This window comes from Ohtaekwangia koreensis, from assembly GCF_900167975.1.
GTDB lineage: Bacteria > Bacteroidota > Bacteroidia > Cytophagales > Cyclobacteriaceae > Ohtaekwangia > Ohtaekwangia koreensis.
Genome location: NZ_FUZU01000005.1, coordinates 257,329 through 274,399 on the forward strand (window position 1 = coordinate 257,329; position 17,071 = coordinate 274,399).

Consider the following 17,071-nt stretch of genomic DNA (forward strand, 5'->3'; position numbering starts at 1 on the left):
CCTACCCCTTATGAATAATAAGATTGCCATTATTGACATGGGAACGAACACGTTTCACCTGCTAATCGCTGAAGCAGACGAGCGCGGCTACCACATTATTTCGCGTGAACGATTGGCAGTGAAGATCGGAATGGGGGGGATCAATCAAGGAATTATTACAGAAGAGGGTATACACCGCGCATTGCTTGCGATGCAGAGTTTTAAGAACTCGATGGAGCTATCCGGTGTAAACAAAGTTTTTGCGTTCGGAACCAGCGCGCTGCGGAATGCAAAGAATAGCGGTGACGTTGTGTCAAAAATAAAAACGCTTACCGGTATAGATGTCAGTATAATTTCAGGCGATAAGGAAGCTGAATATATATACATGGGCGTGAAGGCGGCCCTGCACATGGAGAATGAAAAATCGCTGATCATAGATATAGGAGGAGGCAGCGTAGAATTTATTATCGGAGATAACGATCATATTTTCTGGAAGCGAAGCCTGGAAATTGGCGCGCAGCGTCTGCTCGAGCAGTTTCATCGGCATGACCCGATCTCACCGGAAGAGATCAAAGCACTCGATGTATATTTTGAACAAGCTTTAATCCCTGTGTTCGATGCCGTGAAAATTCACAAGCCCGAAATCCTCATTGGTTCCTCGGGTACATTTGATACGTTGAGCGATATTTTCTGTATTCAGCACGATATTCATAAAACTTCCGAAGAGATCGAAACGCCATTGTCAATTCCGGGTTTCTACGAGATCTATAGTGAACTCCTTCGGAAAAATCGCGAAGAGCGCCTGCACATTCCCGGTATGATCGAGATGCGTGTAGACATGATCGTTGTGGCGAGTTGTTTGATCCGTTACCTGTTGGAGCATCACCCTTTTACGCGTATTCGCGTTTCTACCTATTCATTAAAAGAAGGTGTGTTTGCTTCGCTGATCAGCGAGATGAAATCGCTGGCTTAAGCGTTCGAGTTGGCTTCCGCAGCAATCTCTTTCATCGTTACGCGTTTTACTATAAATCCCACCAGTGCTCCAAAGCATGCAAAGCCTAGTACAATGAAGAGTATATTTTCTTCATATACTTCGGTCTTCAGGTTTAAAAATCTCCCGACAAAATAACCCACCGTGCTCACGGTGGTAGACCAGATTAATCCACTGACGATACTATAGATCAAAAACTGAAAAGGTTTTATATTGCTCATCCCGATGATTAGCGGAATGATAATCCGGAAGCCATATAAAAAACGATAGGTAAACAGGATCTGGATTTTATGGTGAAGGAAAAAACGAACTACCGGTTGAAATTTCTCTTTCAGTTTTGGTCTGCGTTCAATAAAATATTTTCCATTCAATCTACCAATGAGATAATATAGCCAGTCGCTGATAAAGGAACCGGCAAAGCCGAAGAGTACAGTATAGGGACCTTCGAATAATCCACGATGGATCAACGATGAGGCTACCAGTATAGAAGTCTCTCCTTCGAAAAAAGTGCCTATCATCAGGGCTATATATCCGTATTCATCCAGAAATTTCTCCACGCTATTGTTCTCCGAAGTTTTCAAGTCTGCACATATTGTCCATGCCAATGTGCATGAGTGCATCTCCCGCATTAATTACCGGAATATTATTCAATCCCACTACATAACCCGTTACCGGAGTCATTACCTTTTCTTTAAATTCTCCGAACGGATCGGTGATTGTACCTACCCACTCATCCTTCTGTACTAACTGCCCACAGTATACATTTGTTTGAAACAACCCCGCATTTTTTGCACGAATCCAGGTGGTGCTCCAGATGATTTTATTTTCAACATCCGGCAGAGGAGCCTCATCAATCATGTTGAGATGTTTCATCAGTCGCAACGTCCCTGCTATACCTTCCTTGATCGCATTCTGATCAAAGCGCAACGATTCACCTCCTTCATATACAATAATATTCTTGCCGCGCCTCGAAGCTTCCTTGCGCAACGAGTTTGGACGGAAAGGTGAGTTGAGCGTGAAGGGAGCATGAAAGGCCTGTGCGAGCTCTATATTTTTTTCATCGGTAAGCAATGCCCGTACCTGTGGATAGTTGGCCCGCATGGCACCACCCGTATGGAAGTCAATGCCGTAGTCGATGAATGGAATGACATCGTGCATCAAATGATAGGCTACGCGGCTTGCGAGTGACCCGTTTCGTGAGCCGGGAAAAGAACGATTTATATCTTTACCATCCGGAACATCGCGCGAGTAATTCAGGAACCCGTACATATTAATAATGGGCATGCAAATGACAGTACCGCGTTTAGGCTGATGCAAGCCACCATCCAATATTCTGCGGACGATCTCCATACCGTTGATCTCATCGCCATGCATGCCGGCAATGAGCGCGAGTATAGGGCCTTCCTCCAGACCACGCGAAACATATATAGGGGTATCAATAATGGTATGCGAAGGGAGTCTTGCAATGTTAATATCGATCTCTTTGAACTCCCCGGGAAGAATTGCATGACCGGCAATCTTAAATTCTTTCATAAATCCACGTATACAGTCAACCGAAAGTTAAGCACTTTGGTTGGTTGTCTGCTAAAGTTATCGGTTAATCGTTGATTGTGATACGGGGAAATGATTAACAATTCATCGATAAACGGCTACGCATTTACTTTATCCTTCTGGATTTTTTTCTTCATGGCGTGCTTCTCAACGAAGCGAATCACTTTGCCTGCTATATCGACTTTGGTGGCGGCCTCTATTCCTTCGAGGCCAGGAGAAGAGTTTACCTCAATGATGAGGGGGCCGCGTTTCGAGGGAAGCATATCGACACCTGCTATACTTAGTCCTACTTTTTTTGCTGCCGTGATTGCGGCATGTTTTTCTGTGCGGCTAAGCTTTATTACTTCTGCTACACCACCGCGGTGGAGGTTTGAGCGGAACTCGCCATCTTTAGCTTGTCTGCGCATGGCGCCTACAACTTCACCTTCAACAACGAATGCTCTGATGTCGGCACCTTTCGCTTCTTTTACAAACTCTTGTATAATGATGCGGGCATGTACACCATGAAACGCTTCGATCACTGATTGTGCAGCTTTTTTATTTTCCGCAAGAACAACGCCAAGGCCTTGTGTTCCTTCCAGCAACTTGATAATTACCGGAGCACCGCCAACCGCATCGATCGAATCTTCAGCATCTGCTGAGTAATCCATAAATATAGTTTTCGGTAATCCGAGTCCTGCGCGTGAAAGTATTTGCAGACTTCTAAGTTTATCGCGTGAGCGTATCAAGGCTTGTGACTCGACAGCAGAAAAGACTTTCATCATTTCGAACTGACGTACTACTGCAGCTCCATAAAATGTTACCGATGCACCGATACGTGGTATAATGGCATCAAAATAATCAAGCTTGCGTCCCTGGTATAGCACCACCGGATTTTTCTTTTCGATGAACAGCACACACTTCATGTGATCAATAATTTCTACGGTGTGACCACGTGCTTCACCGGCTTCTTTTATACGAAGAGTCGAATATAATTTTGGATTGCGTGATAATATAGCAATGTTCATACGATCGTCTAACCTCTGTTTTGTTTTAAGGCACGTTGCAGTTTGCGTTTTTCCAGATAAGAAAGGTTTCTCTTTTTTACGTCAATGATAAAACGGTCGCGCAAGATTTTTCGTCCTATTAAGATCGGAAATTTAAGTGAACCTCTGTTGCTGAGCGAGAATTCTGTCGTTATTTCTTCGTTAAAAATTTTTAACGTTGTAACAATCACAAATCTCCGCTCAACTTCCCCAAAAGAATTTTTAATGTTCCTTATTTGGAAATCAGAGCATGTAAATTTCATGCCTGTAAATTCCGGATGTTCTTCATCCAGCAATATAAATTCCAGTACACCATTATTGATTTCTGCACGGTGGCAATGTAAACTGGAAGTATAGGCACCGGTATCAATTTTAGCATGGATGTTATTCAAGCCAAGCTCGGGAAGGTCAACGCGGTCGTAGCGGCCAAGAATCTTTTGCATGACAGATGGTTGCTGGCTGAAATATAATAGCCTGAATGTGTTTAAAAAAGTTGTGCCACTGCAATATGGCAGTGGCACCTTTAATTCGCTATAATATTTTTTAGAAGTGTAATTATTAGCCTTTAACCTTGAAGGCAACGGCTGTGTTTTCCCACTTTAATACCACTTCATCTTTTACAACTGCAATGTTAAAAGTTTCTACTGCAGCAGGCGTTTTAGTAGGTTTTACATTTACACGCAGCACATCATCTTTGTCTTTATAATTATAAGCGCCCCACTGTTTGCTATCGCTGTTGAAAATTACCGTCCACTCATTTTCACCAGGTATAGTAAAGAGTGCATATTTACCGGCAGCTAAATCTTTTCCTTCGATTTTTACAGGCTTGTCAAATTCAATCGTTGTGGCTTCGTTGGCTCCTGTTCTCCATACTTCTCCGTAAGGAACAAGTCCGCCTACAACTTTACGGCCTCTTGCAGAAGGTTGGCAGTAAACAATTTTAACAGTGGCAGCACCAACTTTTCCTGAAGTTTCTGCTTTGGGACTAGCAGGCTTGTCTTGCGCAAACGACCACGTGATCATGGTTGCGAATGCGAGTGTTAAGAATGCGATTCTTTTCATGGCTTGTTTTGGTTTGAATTTAGTAAATCTCAGGTATACGCAAAAGTGCCCCCGATAGCCGGAGGCACTAGTACAATATTTAATATTACCTGTAAACTTCTTTTACAACGCGATGCGTAAACAAAAGTTTCTTAAGTCGATGCCTTTAACAAATTTTAATTTATAAGCGGTTTTTGGTTTTTGTATTTCACTTCTACTTTTAGATAAAGCGACCAGCGGTTTATTCAACGTTTATCGTCCACAACCTGCATTCTGTTAGTCATACTCGTGCCCGTGTGCTGGAATCGAAATCAATCTTAAAAAAATATTTGAATTTTTTTAGGCAATAGGGGAAAGTGCGGGTCTATACAACATACTATAAATGACTTCACATTCACTATACATACAACTATCATTAAATACCCATGACCCTACAATTTTTATCACACCATTTTTCTTTTCATCGAAGACTGACGTTAATCCTGTTCTTTTTTTCAATTTCAGTATCAGTGCGGGCACAGATCGAGAAAGCTCCGGCCTATCCACTGATAACACATGATCCTTATTTTAGTGTCTGGTCATTTTCAGATAAACTGAATGAATCACCAACCAAACACTGGACTGGCTCTGATCAATCTATCACAGGTTTGGTAAAAGTAGATGGAACAACCTACCGGATATTGGGTACGAAGGAGAAAGTTTTTCAAACGGTTTTGCCTGCTTCCGATGAAGTAGCGTATGAAAGTAAATATACTGAAACCGCGCCTGCCGAAAACTGGATGAATGCCGATTTCAATGACAGCGCATGGAAAACAGGGAAAGCTCCCTACGGAGATGACCAAAGGGTATCGAAAACCATGTGGCTCTCGAAAAACATTTGGGTACGCAGAACATTTACATTAGACCAGCTTGATTTCAATAACTTGTTTCTGAAGCTCCAGCACGATGATAATGCTGAAGTATATCTCAATGGAAAACAAATATATAGCTATGCAGGATGGCTTAGCAAATTTCAATATTTTCCCTTGGATGAAGCGTCCAAAAAACTCCTGAAGAAAGGTAAAAATATACTCACTATACATGTTGAGAATACGGCCGGTGGTGCGTGGCTGGACGCAGGTATGGTAAATGAACTGCCGGAAAAGAAGGATATAAATATACTGCCAGCGGTACAGAAACATGTATATGTTACCGCTACCCAAACGAAGTATGAATTTAGGTGCGGCAAGGCAGATGTAGCGCTTACGTTCACGTCACCATTGCTGATGAGCGATCTGAATTTGTTAGCACGGCCTGTGACCTATATATCGTATGCGGTAAAATCCAATGACGGAGCGCAGCATGCTGTCGAAGTATATTTCGGAGCGTCAACAGCGCTCGCGGTAAATGTTCCGGCACAGGAAGTAAAAGCACAAAAATATGCAACGGATAAACTCACAATCTTAAAGGCAGGAACAACTGAACAGCCTGTGTTAGCCAAGAAGGGCGATGACCTGCGCATTGACTGGGGATATGTATATATAGCGGTTCCCAAGACTGTGAATGCGCGGCAAAGCATTACGCCTACTGCGGAGGGTGCAACACAGTTTGCTTCCAAGACGTCTTCAGCGGTTAAGGATATAGCTTTGGGCAAAAGCCTTTCGTTGAATACTGCGGTATCATTAGGCAATGTTGGGAGCGAAGTGAAAGAACAAGTATTCATGATCGGGTATGATGATGTTTATGCGGTTCAATACTTTAACAAGAACCTGAAGCCGTGGTGGAAACAAGACGAATCGCAGACTATAGAAAAACAGCTCACACAAGCACTTACAGACTATAACTCGGTTATCGGGAAATGTAATGCTTTCGATGGTGAAGTATATACCCGTGCATCCAAAGCAGGGGGTGAGGAGTATGCCAAACTTTGTGCGCTTGCCTATCGCCAGGCAATTGCTGCACATAAACTTGTGAAGAGCCCTGAGGGAGAAATTCTGTTTCTCTCCAAAGAGAACTATAGTAATGGTTGTATTAATACTGTAGATGTTACGTATCCTTCCGCTCCGTTGTTCCTGGTATATAATCCTGATTTGTTAAAAGGAATGTTGAATGGAATCTTCTACTATAGCGAGAGCGGTAAATGGACAAAGCCTTGGGCAGCGCACGATTTAGGGACATATCCGATAGCGAATGCGCAAGTGTATGGTGAAGACATGCCGGTGGAGGAATCCGGTAATATGATTATCCTCACCGCAGCCATTGCTAAAGCAGAAGGTAATACAACGTATGCAAAACAACATTGGAAGACGCTGACACAGTGGGTTCAATTTCTGGAGAAGGATGGATTTGATCCGGCTAACCAATTATGCACAGATGATTTTGCCGGACACCTGGCGCGCAATGTGAATCTTTCCATGAAAGCAATTGTAGGCATTGGAGCCTATGCGATGCTCGCTGAAAAATTAGGTGAGAAAGATGTGGCCACAAAGTACAAAGCTATAGCAAAAGAATATGCACAGAAGTGGGTGGCGATTGCGAAAGACGGTGATCACTATACATTGGCGTTTGAGAAACCGGGAACGTGGAGTCAGAAGTATAATTTGGTGTGGGATAAATTACTAGGCTTGAATTTATTCCCACAGGAAGTATATGACACAGAGATTAAATACTATATCACGAAGCAAAACGCTTTCGGATTACCGCTCGATAGTCGTAAGTCCTATACGAAATCAGATTGGATTGTATGGACGGCTACATTAGCGAAAGATCAGAAAGATTTCGAGGCGCTGATAAAGCCTATCTATAAATTTGCGACCGAAACACCAACGCGGGTTCCACTCTGCGACTGGCATGAAACCACAGATGGGAAACAAGTAGGCTTTCAGGCTCGAAGTGTAGTAGGAGGTTATTTCATAAAATTACTGGAATAACCAATGTATATACTACGAGTAGCATTGCTGGTTTTAGGTATAGTGGTATTAACCTCGTTCCAGTCTTTCAAAGTGGAAGAGGAACTATATACTTTTGTACCGGATGTTTACCAGGAACTTCCGTTGGGAAGTATAAAACCGCGGGGCTGGCTTTTGCAGCAACTGCAGATCATGCGCAACGGATCAACAGGACACCTGGATGAGGTTCATCCCAAGATTGCCAGGGACAATGGTTGGCTTGGTGGCAAAGGTGATGGCTGGGAGGAAACTCCGTATTGGCTCGATGGCGCTGTGCCATTGGCATATTTACTGGACGATGCTGTGCTGAAAGCAAAAGTGCTGAAGTATATAGATTGGACATTAAGAACGCAACGACCCTCAGGATATTTTGGTCCGCTCACCAAAGACGAACGTGAGAAAGGTATACATATCACAACTGACCATTGTGAATCGGGTGAAGACTGGTGGCCCAAGATGGTTATGCTGAAAGTACTTCAACAGTATTATGAAGCCACCAACGATCTGCGGGTCATTACGTTCATGACCAATTATTTTAAGTATCAGATGAAAACGTTGAAGACATGCCCCATTGGTAAATGGACCGAATGGGCAACTTCACGGGGTGCAGAAAATGAACTGGTAATTCAGTGGCTATATACCATTACCAAGGATAAAGCATTATTGGAACTGGCTGGGCTTATCGAATCGCAGGCGTTTACCTGGAGTACATGGTTTGGTAATCGAGACTGGGTGATGCATGCTGCCGCCAATCAAACGGATCAGAACTGGATGACGCGTCATGCGGTAAATATAGGGATGGCACTTAAATCACCGGCTGTGAACTATCAGCGCACAGGTGATTCACTATATCTCAGGCAACTCAAAACAGGCTGGAATGATTTGATGCTGCTGCACGGTTTGCCCATGGGTATATTTTCAGGGGATGAAGATCTTCACGGAAACGATCCAACACAAGGCGTTGAACTTTGTGCGATTGTTGAATCCATGTACTCCCTCGAAAAGATTGTTGCCATAACCGGTGATATACACTATATGGATGCACTGGAGCGCATGACGTTTAATGCGCTGCCCACGCAAACAACAGACGACTATAACAACAAGCAATACTTCCAGATTGCAAATCAGGTACAGGTATCACGCGGTGTATTTGATTTTTCATTGCCATTCGATCGCGGCATGAATAACGTATTTGGCCTGCGGAGCGGCTACACATGCTGTACAGCAAACATGCACCAGGGCTGGACAAAATTTGCAACCCATCTATGGTATACTACTCCAGCGGGTGCGCTCGCTGCATTAGAATATAGTCCGTGTGAATTAAAGACAAAAGTAAAAGGGCAGGATATTAGGATTACCGAGGTGACAAACTATCCGTTCGATGATGTAGTCAGTTTTAAGTTCGCAACTAAAAATGCTGTAGCCGTGCCGTTGCAATTTCGAATCCCGGGTTGGTGCAAGGAAGCCGGGATTTCAGTCAATGGTCAGAAGCTTCGTTCTGAGAAAGGCGGACAGATCATTACCATAGAGAGAACGTGGAAAGATAAAGATATACTTACCCTTCATTTTCCCATGGAGGTAACAACTTCTACCTGGGCGAAGAACTCGCGTGCCATAGAACGTGGCCCGCTGGTATATGCGCTGAAGCTGGAAGAACGGTGGGAGAAAGGCAACGAGCCAACAGAAGGTGACTACTTCAGTATATATCCGGTTGGCCCTTGGAATTACGGGTTAACTGAAGAAGGCGTTAAGAAACCTGTAGAACATTATAGCGTTGTTGCGAAGCCGATGCCTGAATCTTTTGTCTGGAATCAGAAGAATGCGCCAATCACGATAACCGCACCTGCTCGCAGGATTCCAAATTGGAAAGCAGTCGATGGTGTGGCGCATCAGCCGGTAACAAACCGTTCTAATGTATACCAGGGTGAGGTAGGTAAAGACGTTGAGACAATTTCACTGATTCCGTATGGATGTACGAAGGTACGGATCGTGGCATTTCCGGTGGTGAAGTAATTATGCCGTATCTCTGAAGGTATATCTATACTTTCAGAGATACTATTTTAGAACGGATAACCGATGGCGATATTAAATACAATATTGTCACCTCTCCAGGAAGGGCTTCCAAAATCAATATCACGTGCTACCCAGCCTTCGGCAGGCCTGCGCAACGGGAAAGCAACATCAACACGGAGTACAAAAAAACTGAAATCGAAACGAAGCCCTGCACCTGTGCCTACTGCTAGTTGATTGAGAAAAGTATCTTTGTCAAATACACCGCCCGGTCTCTCCTGGTCATCTTTTTTCAATAACCAGATATTACCAGCGTCTATAAATATAGCGCCCTTCAGGGATTTGATCAGATCGAATCTATACTCCAGGTTCCCTTCAAGTTTAATATCGCCCCGCTGGTCAATGAAGCGTACAGTATCAGAAGATTGTTCCCGGAGTACATCGTATGTACCCGGACCAATGGAACGTGCGGGAAAAGCGCGTATACTGTTCGAACCTCCAATAGCAAATTGCTTAATATAAGGCATGGTTGTAGAATTGCCATAGGCATACCCCGTTCCTACAATAATGCGAGATGCAATCTTGTTATGCTCGTCCATTGCCCAATAGTAGCGAAAGTCTACATCTCCGCGTACATATTGTGAATATGGTAAGTTTAAAATCTTGTAGACACTGTCTTCAGTGTTCTTGATCGCGCGTTGTACACTGTTGAGCAGGTTGCCAGCTACATCTATAGTACCATTGAAATAAAAGTTATGTTTACGGTATTGGCGTTCTTCATATTGTTGTGCTTTGTCTTCTGTGAGTTGCGTGTTGATAGTATACGAATAGCGGGTGCCGAGTATAAATTGATCTTCGAAAGAATTGGATAATACCGGGTTTTCATTTAATCGTTTTTCAAATTCTGCTGACTTTTTATCGGTTTTAATAAAGGTCAGGTCGATCGGGAAGAACTCGTGCGATTTGGCAATACTTTCTTTCCATGTATACCCATAGGCAGCATTGAACGAACTGATCCGGAAAAAGCTTACGCGATTTTGAAAATTGAGGGCGAGCTTGAATTGTGTTTTGGGTAAATATTTTCTTGAGGTATAGTCTATGTGGATTGGTGATATGAACCGTGGTACGGTGAGACTTGATTCCAATCCGGCTTCAAATGAATTCAGTGCTCCTGAGGTCTGGTTACTGATCTGTACTTCGTATGATGTATTGAGTTTCAATTGAAACAATTCCGCGCCTCGTAAAAAATTTCGGTTTGTAAATGTGAATGCTATACCCGGTCCTACAAAGTTGTTCGATTTCGACACCGCTTGAATTTCTGCACGAAGCGATTTCTTCTTTAACGGAGTGAGGTATATATCTGCATTTAGCATCGCAGAATCCTTGCGGGGCGATTCAGAGAATTTAACGTTTACAAATTTGAAAGCACCCAGTCCCATCAAGTGACTCAACGTGAGCTCTTGCGCTTCGCGACTATAGATATTGCCTTTTTTTAAATTGATAACATCAGTAATGATCTCCGGGCGAAAAAAGTGTTTGTTATCTATATAGTTATAACCATTTATACGGGTAGTATCTGGTCGTGCCTGAACACTGTCCGTAGACAAGGAGTAGTTTGGATATACATTTACCTGGTCGAGGTGAAATATTTTTCGCGCACGTGCCGGTATATCTTCTTCCAGTTTAAGCGTTAAGTCTACCTTACGTTTGCCAACGGTACTATCCGCTTCAAATACCAGGTAACGGTCATCGAAATAATAAAATCCAAAGTTCTCTACTTCTTCTTCTATCCTCACTTGTTCGGCTTGCATCCGTTCAAGATCATATCTCCTTCCGGTATCGAGCAGCGACTCTTCCTGAAGCGACTTGATGATCGATGCATATACACTGTCCTTTACCTGTGGATATTGAATGCTGCGAATGCGGTACGGCCGGTATAGTGTTACGTTGTAATTTACTTTGCTGTTTTTACCTTTTGTGATTACTTCTTCAGTAACCGTAGATCTAAAGTATCCTTCATTATTTAGCTGACCTTCCAATAACTTAGCAGTGCGACTTGGCGTTGCTTCCGAGAGTAGTACAGGAGGCTGTCCTAATTTATGCTTTAGAAAATTCCGAAGTCCTCCCTTTTTCTTTTTAGGAGTACCCGCTACAAAATATAGCCAAACACCAGGACGCGCAGCAAAAAACCTGCTATTGGGCTTCGGATTAATATAGGTATGAAGTTCTTTCGCCAATATCTTTTTTCTGCCCACACGTCCCTGTGGTGTTTCGAAGTTTATATTCGCACCGTTATAGAATGATTCACCTTCCTTTAGATATTTTGTAGCTGTACAGGAAGTCAGCAGCATGATCGTGAACACTATACTATAGATCACGAACGATGATGGATACTTTCTGTAGATATCAGTTCTGCTTTGCATTGGCTTTAAATAATTCCCGGAATGCATCGTAATCTTTTATATATATGAAACCAGCACCGGTCTCAGTCAATTCCCCATCAATCATGTCATAATTACTGTTGCGGAAACCCGTGATGCGGAGTCGTCCATCTTCAGTAAGTTTATACTCAAGCGCAAGGTCTCCTATGTAATCTTCAAATGAACGTTGGTTCGATGTGTTACCTTCCACATCTACGTTGCCCGCGACTTTTACAATGAGCCTGTCATTCATTAACGACTTTGAAACACCCAGCTGTAGTTCGGTTTGCCCTTCTGCTGTACCAGTGGTATAGTCTTCGTATGACTTCACATCAAACGTCAACTGAACGCCTTTTATATTTTCGGAAAGACGGTTCAACTGATCTGTCAGAATCTTACTCACACTCGTGCGTGCAGTGCTGGCTACATCCGATCCGCCCTGACTATCAAATGGATTGTCGGAGATAAATCGCTTCAGTATCAACAATGCAAATACCTGTTTGTTCAGGTCCGACTCGCGTGTATTTATATCTTTTATCTTTGCATATATACTTCCGCCAAAAGCATTTTGTTTATCCTGCGGCATGTCCAATTGAAAACTAATATCAGGTGTCAGTAAATTTCCCTCAATGATCAGATATACCAGGAAGGGCAACCGCTGTTTATAAGGGTTCATGTCCTGCGTGCTTGCCGTTGACTGATTGGCAACAAGATCGATAGGGGAGGTCTCCACTTTGAACAGCGCACGGATATTCATCTCAGGCTGCAGCATATTTCCAGACCAGGTGATCGTACTACCTTTCTCAATGGAAAACTGACGTTTTACCAATTTGTAAAATGAAAGGTTATAAGAACCTTCTGTGATTTCATAGCGTCCGGATAATTGCATATCACCGGTTTCATCTATATCGAGCGTAAGCGTAGAATTTCCTTTTACCGAAAGCTTGTCCCCTGTTATAGGGTCTATAACAATGTTGAAAGTTTCTTCACCATTCAGCTCTATATTTGCGGAAAGATCGATGCCTGTAAACTTGGAAGATATAGTATCCTTCGGTTGGGTCGATGCCAGGAATGGATCTTTCACAGCATCGCGATCTACAAACCGTACGATGCCTTCCTGCTCCAATATAGTTTTCTGTGTTTCGGGTACTACATAGGTAAACTCACTTCCTTTACTGAGGCTTGCATTCACTTCAACTTTTGGAAAATCGGAAGTACCGGTTATGCGCGCACGCGTGTTGATACGTACGTCACCGTAGAAAAGTTCGTTGTCGCCTTCTTTTGTATTGATAAGTTGAAAGTTATCAGCGTTAAATGTAAGGGCCAGATCAAAAGACTTGAATGCGTTTGTTTTCACCGAGCCATCAATGAGCGCTATATTATTTTGCTCATCCTTGATTTTAAATTTATTCAGCGTGAGGCCGGAGCCTGTTAGGCGAATGCTTTCATCCTCCAATAAAAATTTACTACCAACGATGGTAGGAGTGAGCTCCGCATTCTTAAAAGTTAATATACCATCAATTTCAGGATCGTCCGTATAGCCTTCAATTTTGACCTCGCCTACGAGCTGACCTTTCATATTTTTTACCTGCTTCATAGTAAGCGGTTCGATTGCAGCAAGGTCCAGTTTGGTTAACGTAGTCGTAAAGTGAATTTGCGGCTTCGGTTCATTTGAAGTTATATACCCTGCCGCGAGTAATTCCATGTTCGTTCCATCAATTCTTAAGTCTATATTAAACGGACCGGTTGAAGTTTTTCCAAGCGCGAGCGCGAGGTCGCCCCACGGCTGCTCAAGAATGGCAAGGTCCCGTATATATAGTGTAGAGTTAAAAGAACCTTGTTTGGCAACCCCTATATTTAGATCACCGTCTATCGTGCCCGCGATAGGTGTAGTGCCTTCAATGAGGCTTGTAATATTTTTAAGATCAACTTCATTGAAAACCACCGTCATCGTAGTGTCACGGTCTTCGCGTTTCAATAGCAGAATCCGCTCCTGGCCTTTCGATATATAGAAGTTATTAGGCGTCATGCCGTTGCTGGTGAAACGCAGTGTATTATAGAGGGGCGTTGTCCAGGCTTCATAGTTTAACACGACCTGGTTTCGTAAAAACCGGAATTGAAATGCATCCTCATAGCTGTTAAAGACACCGCCCAACATATACTTCTCTTGCTGTGTCGAATCATAAACAACAAAGCGTGAGTAAATGGAATCGTTCATGATGTTGCCTGAAAGCTTCAGGGCTTCCATGCGCAGGGTATCGAAGTTTATTTTTTGGACCAGGAAGGTATAGTCCAGTGATTGCTCATCTGAAATAACTTTCAATCCGATAGAATCCATTGACAGACCCGCATACTTTATTTTTGCAACTTTCATGGAGAGCCACAGCCGGTGTTGTTCGCTATCGAATTCGCCTGCAATTTCACCGGGCACAAAAGGCTCAAGGTCGGGTATAAGAACTTCTGTAAGCAGATCAGTATTTTTTATGACGAGGTTGAAATTAAAATTCTGCGGACCAGCCGGTTTTTTAAAAGTAGAATCATGCAAGGTGAAGTATTGATTGATGTGACGCTTTAATGCTTCCGGTAAGGTAAAGATGTTGATGTTGCCTTTGAAATCGCCTGAGAGTATATCTGATTGAATGGTGATTTCGCTTTGTCCTTTCTGGTCGATGGAAGCAAACAACAGTGAATCCACGGCATATAGTTTAGTACCGTTGAACACCGCTACTTTGCGAATACTCAGGTTGCCGTTGATCACCTGAAAATCTGAAGTAGCAAGTTTGACATCTACAGTACCACGAGCACGCAACGCTCGCTGCGAAAGATTGAGTGCTTTGAAATCAACGTTTAGTAAATCAAATGTGAAATCGTAACGTGGTATATCTTCATGATAATCCAGGTCGCCTTCCAGTTTAAAGTCTAGATTTTTATCATGCAGCTGCGCATCTCCCGAGAAAAAATATTTTTTTAAGTTACCATTAACAATGAAGTCGCGGTAGCTATACTTATTATAGGTAAATTCATGCATGACGAGTTTCACGGCGGCATCTATATCTTCTATTGTAAACCCGGCACCTTTCGCAGAAGCATCCAGGTCAATCGTTCCCATCGTTTGTTCCTGCTTCAATAATTTGCCTACATGAAATTTCTTGATCTTCACTTTAGCATCATAATTTTCGGCAGCAGTGCTATCAAAGTTCAGATCAGCTAGTATATCTATACTCCCTATATTACTGGTAAGCGTGGCTTTGGTAGCAGGAGCATTTGGAGTGCCTTTCACAGAGCCTGCGAGATTGATCCACTGGGGAAGTGCGATTGATTTTGGAAGCATTGTATCAGGTAGAATGCTGTTTATATCCCGTGAGGATGTATAAAATTTCTGTAATGCTATATCCAGAACAGCATGTTGAAAATCCGGAAGGCCCTTAATCGTACCATTCGCCTGAAGCGTGGTTTGTGTCAACGTTCGTACAGTGAGTTGCTGAATGTTGAGATCCTTTACTTTGCCGGAGCATGAAGTCTCCATATCCACACGCGTATCTTTTGACAGCGTGAGCGGTATACTGTCCATGATCGCAGGGGCGAGATATAGTATATCCCGCATGGACAAAGAGGAAGGTGCAATGGCTAAATCAATTGATGCTTCCGGGTATTGTTCTGCAAGCGTAGCAAAGGATGGAAAGGTTGCCTTCGCTTCGAGGTTGATTGTACTGTTCGGTGTATTGAAACTGAAATCTTCAACACGAACGGCATCATCGGTCAAAGCGAAATCAGTTTTGAAAGAAGAGATTGTAAAACCACTTTTATCCTGCAGCGCCAGGTCTTTCAACACGCCTGAAATTTTTGAGCCCTCCAGTTTTAGATCTTCCGCCTGAATCATCCATCGCGTAAGCCACAGATGATTAAAGTCCAAAGCACCGTTTACCACCGGTTTATTAAAATCATAATACTGAATACTGTTGTCTGCCAGGTTTAATTCGTCCAGAGATATAGTCCACGGCTTTGTGGGAGCACTTGTGTTTGGTGATGCAGGTTCCTTAACGGGGGCAGCGGCTTTACTGAAAGCCATTTGGTGGTATACAATGTTCGTTTTTGTCAACGTGAATTCATCGAGCCGGATGATCTGCTTCTGAAGATCGATTTCATCTGCATCGAGTTTGGCTTCTGTTAAGTTCAGGTCGATAACCTGACGTGTAGTATGATTGGTATAGGATGCTATAATGGATTGTAACCGTACCGTATTCACGCCGATGGTAAATGGAAGAACTGTAGAATCGTTTGATGCCGTTACACTGCTGTCAGCTTTTATAGCGGGACGTTGTATTACAGTAGCCGCAACGTTGGATAAAAGAATTTCATCTACGCGATAGATGGATTGAGCAAGATCGAACTCGTCCATACTGACTTCAAGTTCGCCAACATTTAGCCTGATGTCGTTTTTTTCAAGTGAATCGTAAAATGTAAGTTCTGTTTGTGTAAGCCCGACATCTTCAATTGAAAACTCCCACGGTGTTGCAGTGGTATCTACAGGTGTTGTTACCGTGTCAGTCCCTGCAAATGCGTTAATGATATAGCTGAAGTTAAACGTACTGTCGAGTGACTTACGGCTGATGTTGCCATATAGTGTATCGATTTGGACATCGTTCAGTTCAATTTGTTTTTGTGTTAGTCCCCAGAGGTCGGTATCAATAGCCAGCTTCCCGAGGTATAGCAGCGTATCTTTTTTCTGGTCTTCAAGGTATAGTCCTTCCAGCACAACTTTTTTCGGAAATGATAAGCCTACATGTGCAAGCCGGACTTCAGTGCCTATTTTGTTTTTGAGAAAAGAGACTGCCTCTTGTACAATTCTATTTTGTACGGCCGGTATCTGTATAACCAGGGAGATAGTTATCAACAGCAATACAATGGAAAGGATAATCCACCCTACCACCTTTGCAATCTTGACGAAAATTTTTTTGGGCTTCCAAACCGAATTCATTTTACCGCGTTCCGTTCAAACAATAGAATAAAATTATGCCACTTGCGATTTACGAATTGCGGACAACTTTCCTCACTATTTGGTAATGAAAAAGGCTGCGACCTGTGAAGTATTTCCACAAATGTGAACAATCAGTGGGATTGATTTTT

At 43.0% G+C, this 17,071-nt stretch carries 10 protein-coding genes; 3 read left to right on the top strand and 7 right to left on the bottom strand.

The genetic code is table 11. The annotated features are described in order from the left end of the window. Positions 1-10: 10 nt before the first annotated feature. The gene (locus B5Y40_RS28280; protein ID WP_079690262.1) at positions 11-952 is read left to right on the top strand and encodes a Ppx/GppA phosphatase family protein; all 942 of its coding nucleotides are present in this window, start codon (positions 11-13) and stop codon (positions 950-952) included. On the opposite strand, the gene B5Y40_RS28285 is transcribed toward B5Y40_RS28280, so the two are convergent. The 5 genes from B5Y40_RS28285 to B5Y40_RS28305 form a co-directional block, all read right to left on the bottom strand. Next, a complete protein-coding gene (locus B5Y40_RS28285; RefSeq protein ID WP_159453831.1) occupies positions 949-1,551 on the bottom strand; it encodes a DedA family protein in 603 nt (200 codons plus the stop codon). The genes B5Y40_RS28280 and B5Y40_RS28285 overlap by 4 nt on opposite strands. Beyond that, positions 1,529-2,503 carry a succinylglutamate desuccinylase/aspartoacylase family protein gene (locus tag B5Y40_RS28290; protein ID WP_079690264.1) on the bottom strand — a complete coding sequence of 325 codons (975 nt, stop codon included), beginning with the start codon at positions 2,501-2,503 and terminating at the stop codon, positions 1,529-1,531. The genes B5Y40_RS28285 and B5Y40_RS28290 overlap by 23 nt, the downstream gene beginning before the upstream one ends. 116 nt (positions 2,504-2,619) lie before the next feature. Beyond that, positions 2,620-3,528 carry a 30S ribosomal protein S6--L-glutamate ligase gene (gene rimK / locus B5Y40_RS28295; RefSeq protein ID WP_079690265.1) on the bottom strand — a complete coding sequence of 303 codons (909 nt, stop codon included), beginning with the start codon at positions 3,526-3,528 and terminating at the stop codon, positions 2,620-2,622. A gap of 8 nt (positions 3,529-3,536) precedes the next feature. Then, positions 3,537-3,989, bottom strand: coding sequence for an ATP-dependent zinc protease family protein (locus B5Y40_RS28300; protein WP_079690266.1), 453 nt, complete (start codon positions 3,987-3,989; stop codon positions 3,537-3,539). A gap of 115 nt (positions 3,990-4,104) precedes the next feature. Continuing rightward, positions 4,105-4,608, bottom strand: coding sequence for a DUF2911 domain-containing protein (locus tag B5Y40_RS28305; RefSeq protein ID WP_079690267.1), 504 nt, complete (start codon positions 4,606-4,608; stop codon positions 4,105-4,107). A gap of 404 nt (positions 4,609-5,012) precedes the next feature. On the opposite strand from B5Y40_RS28305, the gene B5Y40_RS28310 reads away from it, so the two are divergent. Next, entirely contained in the window at positions 5,013-7,496 is a 2,484-nt protein-coding gene (locus B5Y40_RS28310; RefSeq protein WP_079690268.1) for a glutaminase family protein, read from the top strand. 3 nt (positions 7,497-7,499) lie between these two features. Further along, positions 7,500-9,527 (top strand): beta-L-arabinofuranosidase domain-containing protein, encoded by a 2,028-nt coding sequence (locus B5Y40_RS28315; RefSeq protein ID WP_079690269.1) that lies wholly within the window; start codon positions 7,500-7,502, stop codon positions 9,525-9,527. A 47-nt stretch (positions 9,528-9,574) separates the two neighbouring features. Here the strand turns inward: B5Y40_RS28315 and tamL are convergent, their stop codons facing one another. Both tamL and B5Y40_RS28325 read right to left on the bottom strand, forming a co-directional pair. Further along, a complete protein-coding gene (gene tamL, locus B5Y40_RS28320) occupies positions 9,575-11,947 on the bottom strand; it encodes a translocation and assembly module lipoprotein TamL (RefSeq protein WP_159453832.1) in 2,373 nt (790 codons plus the stop codon). After that, entirely contained in the window at positions 11,931-16,922 is a 4,992-nt protein-coding gene (locus B5Y40_RS28325) for a translocation/assembly module TamB domain-containing protein (protein WP_079690271.1), read from the bottom strand. The genes tamL and B5Y40_RS28325 overlap by 17 nt, the downstream gene beginning before the upstream one ends. Between the last annotated feature and the right edge of the window lie 149 nt (positions 16,923-17,071).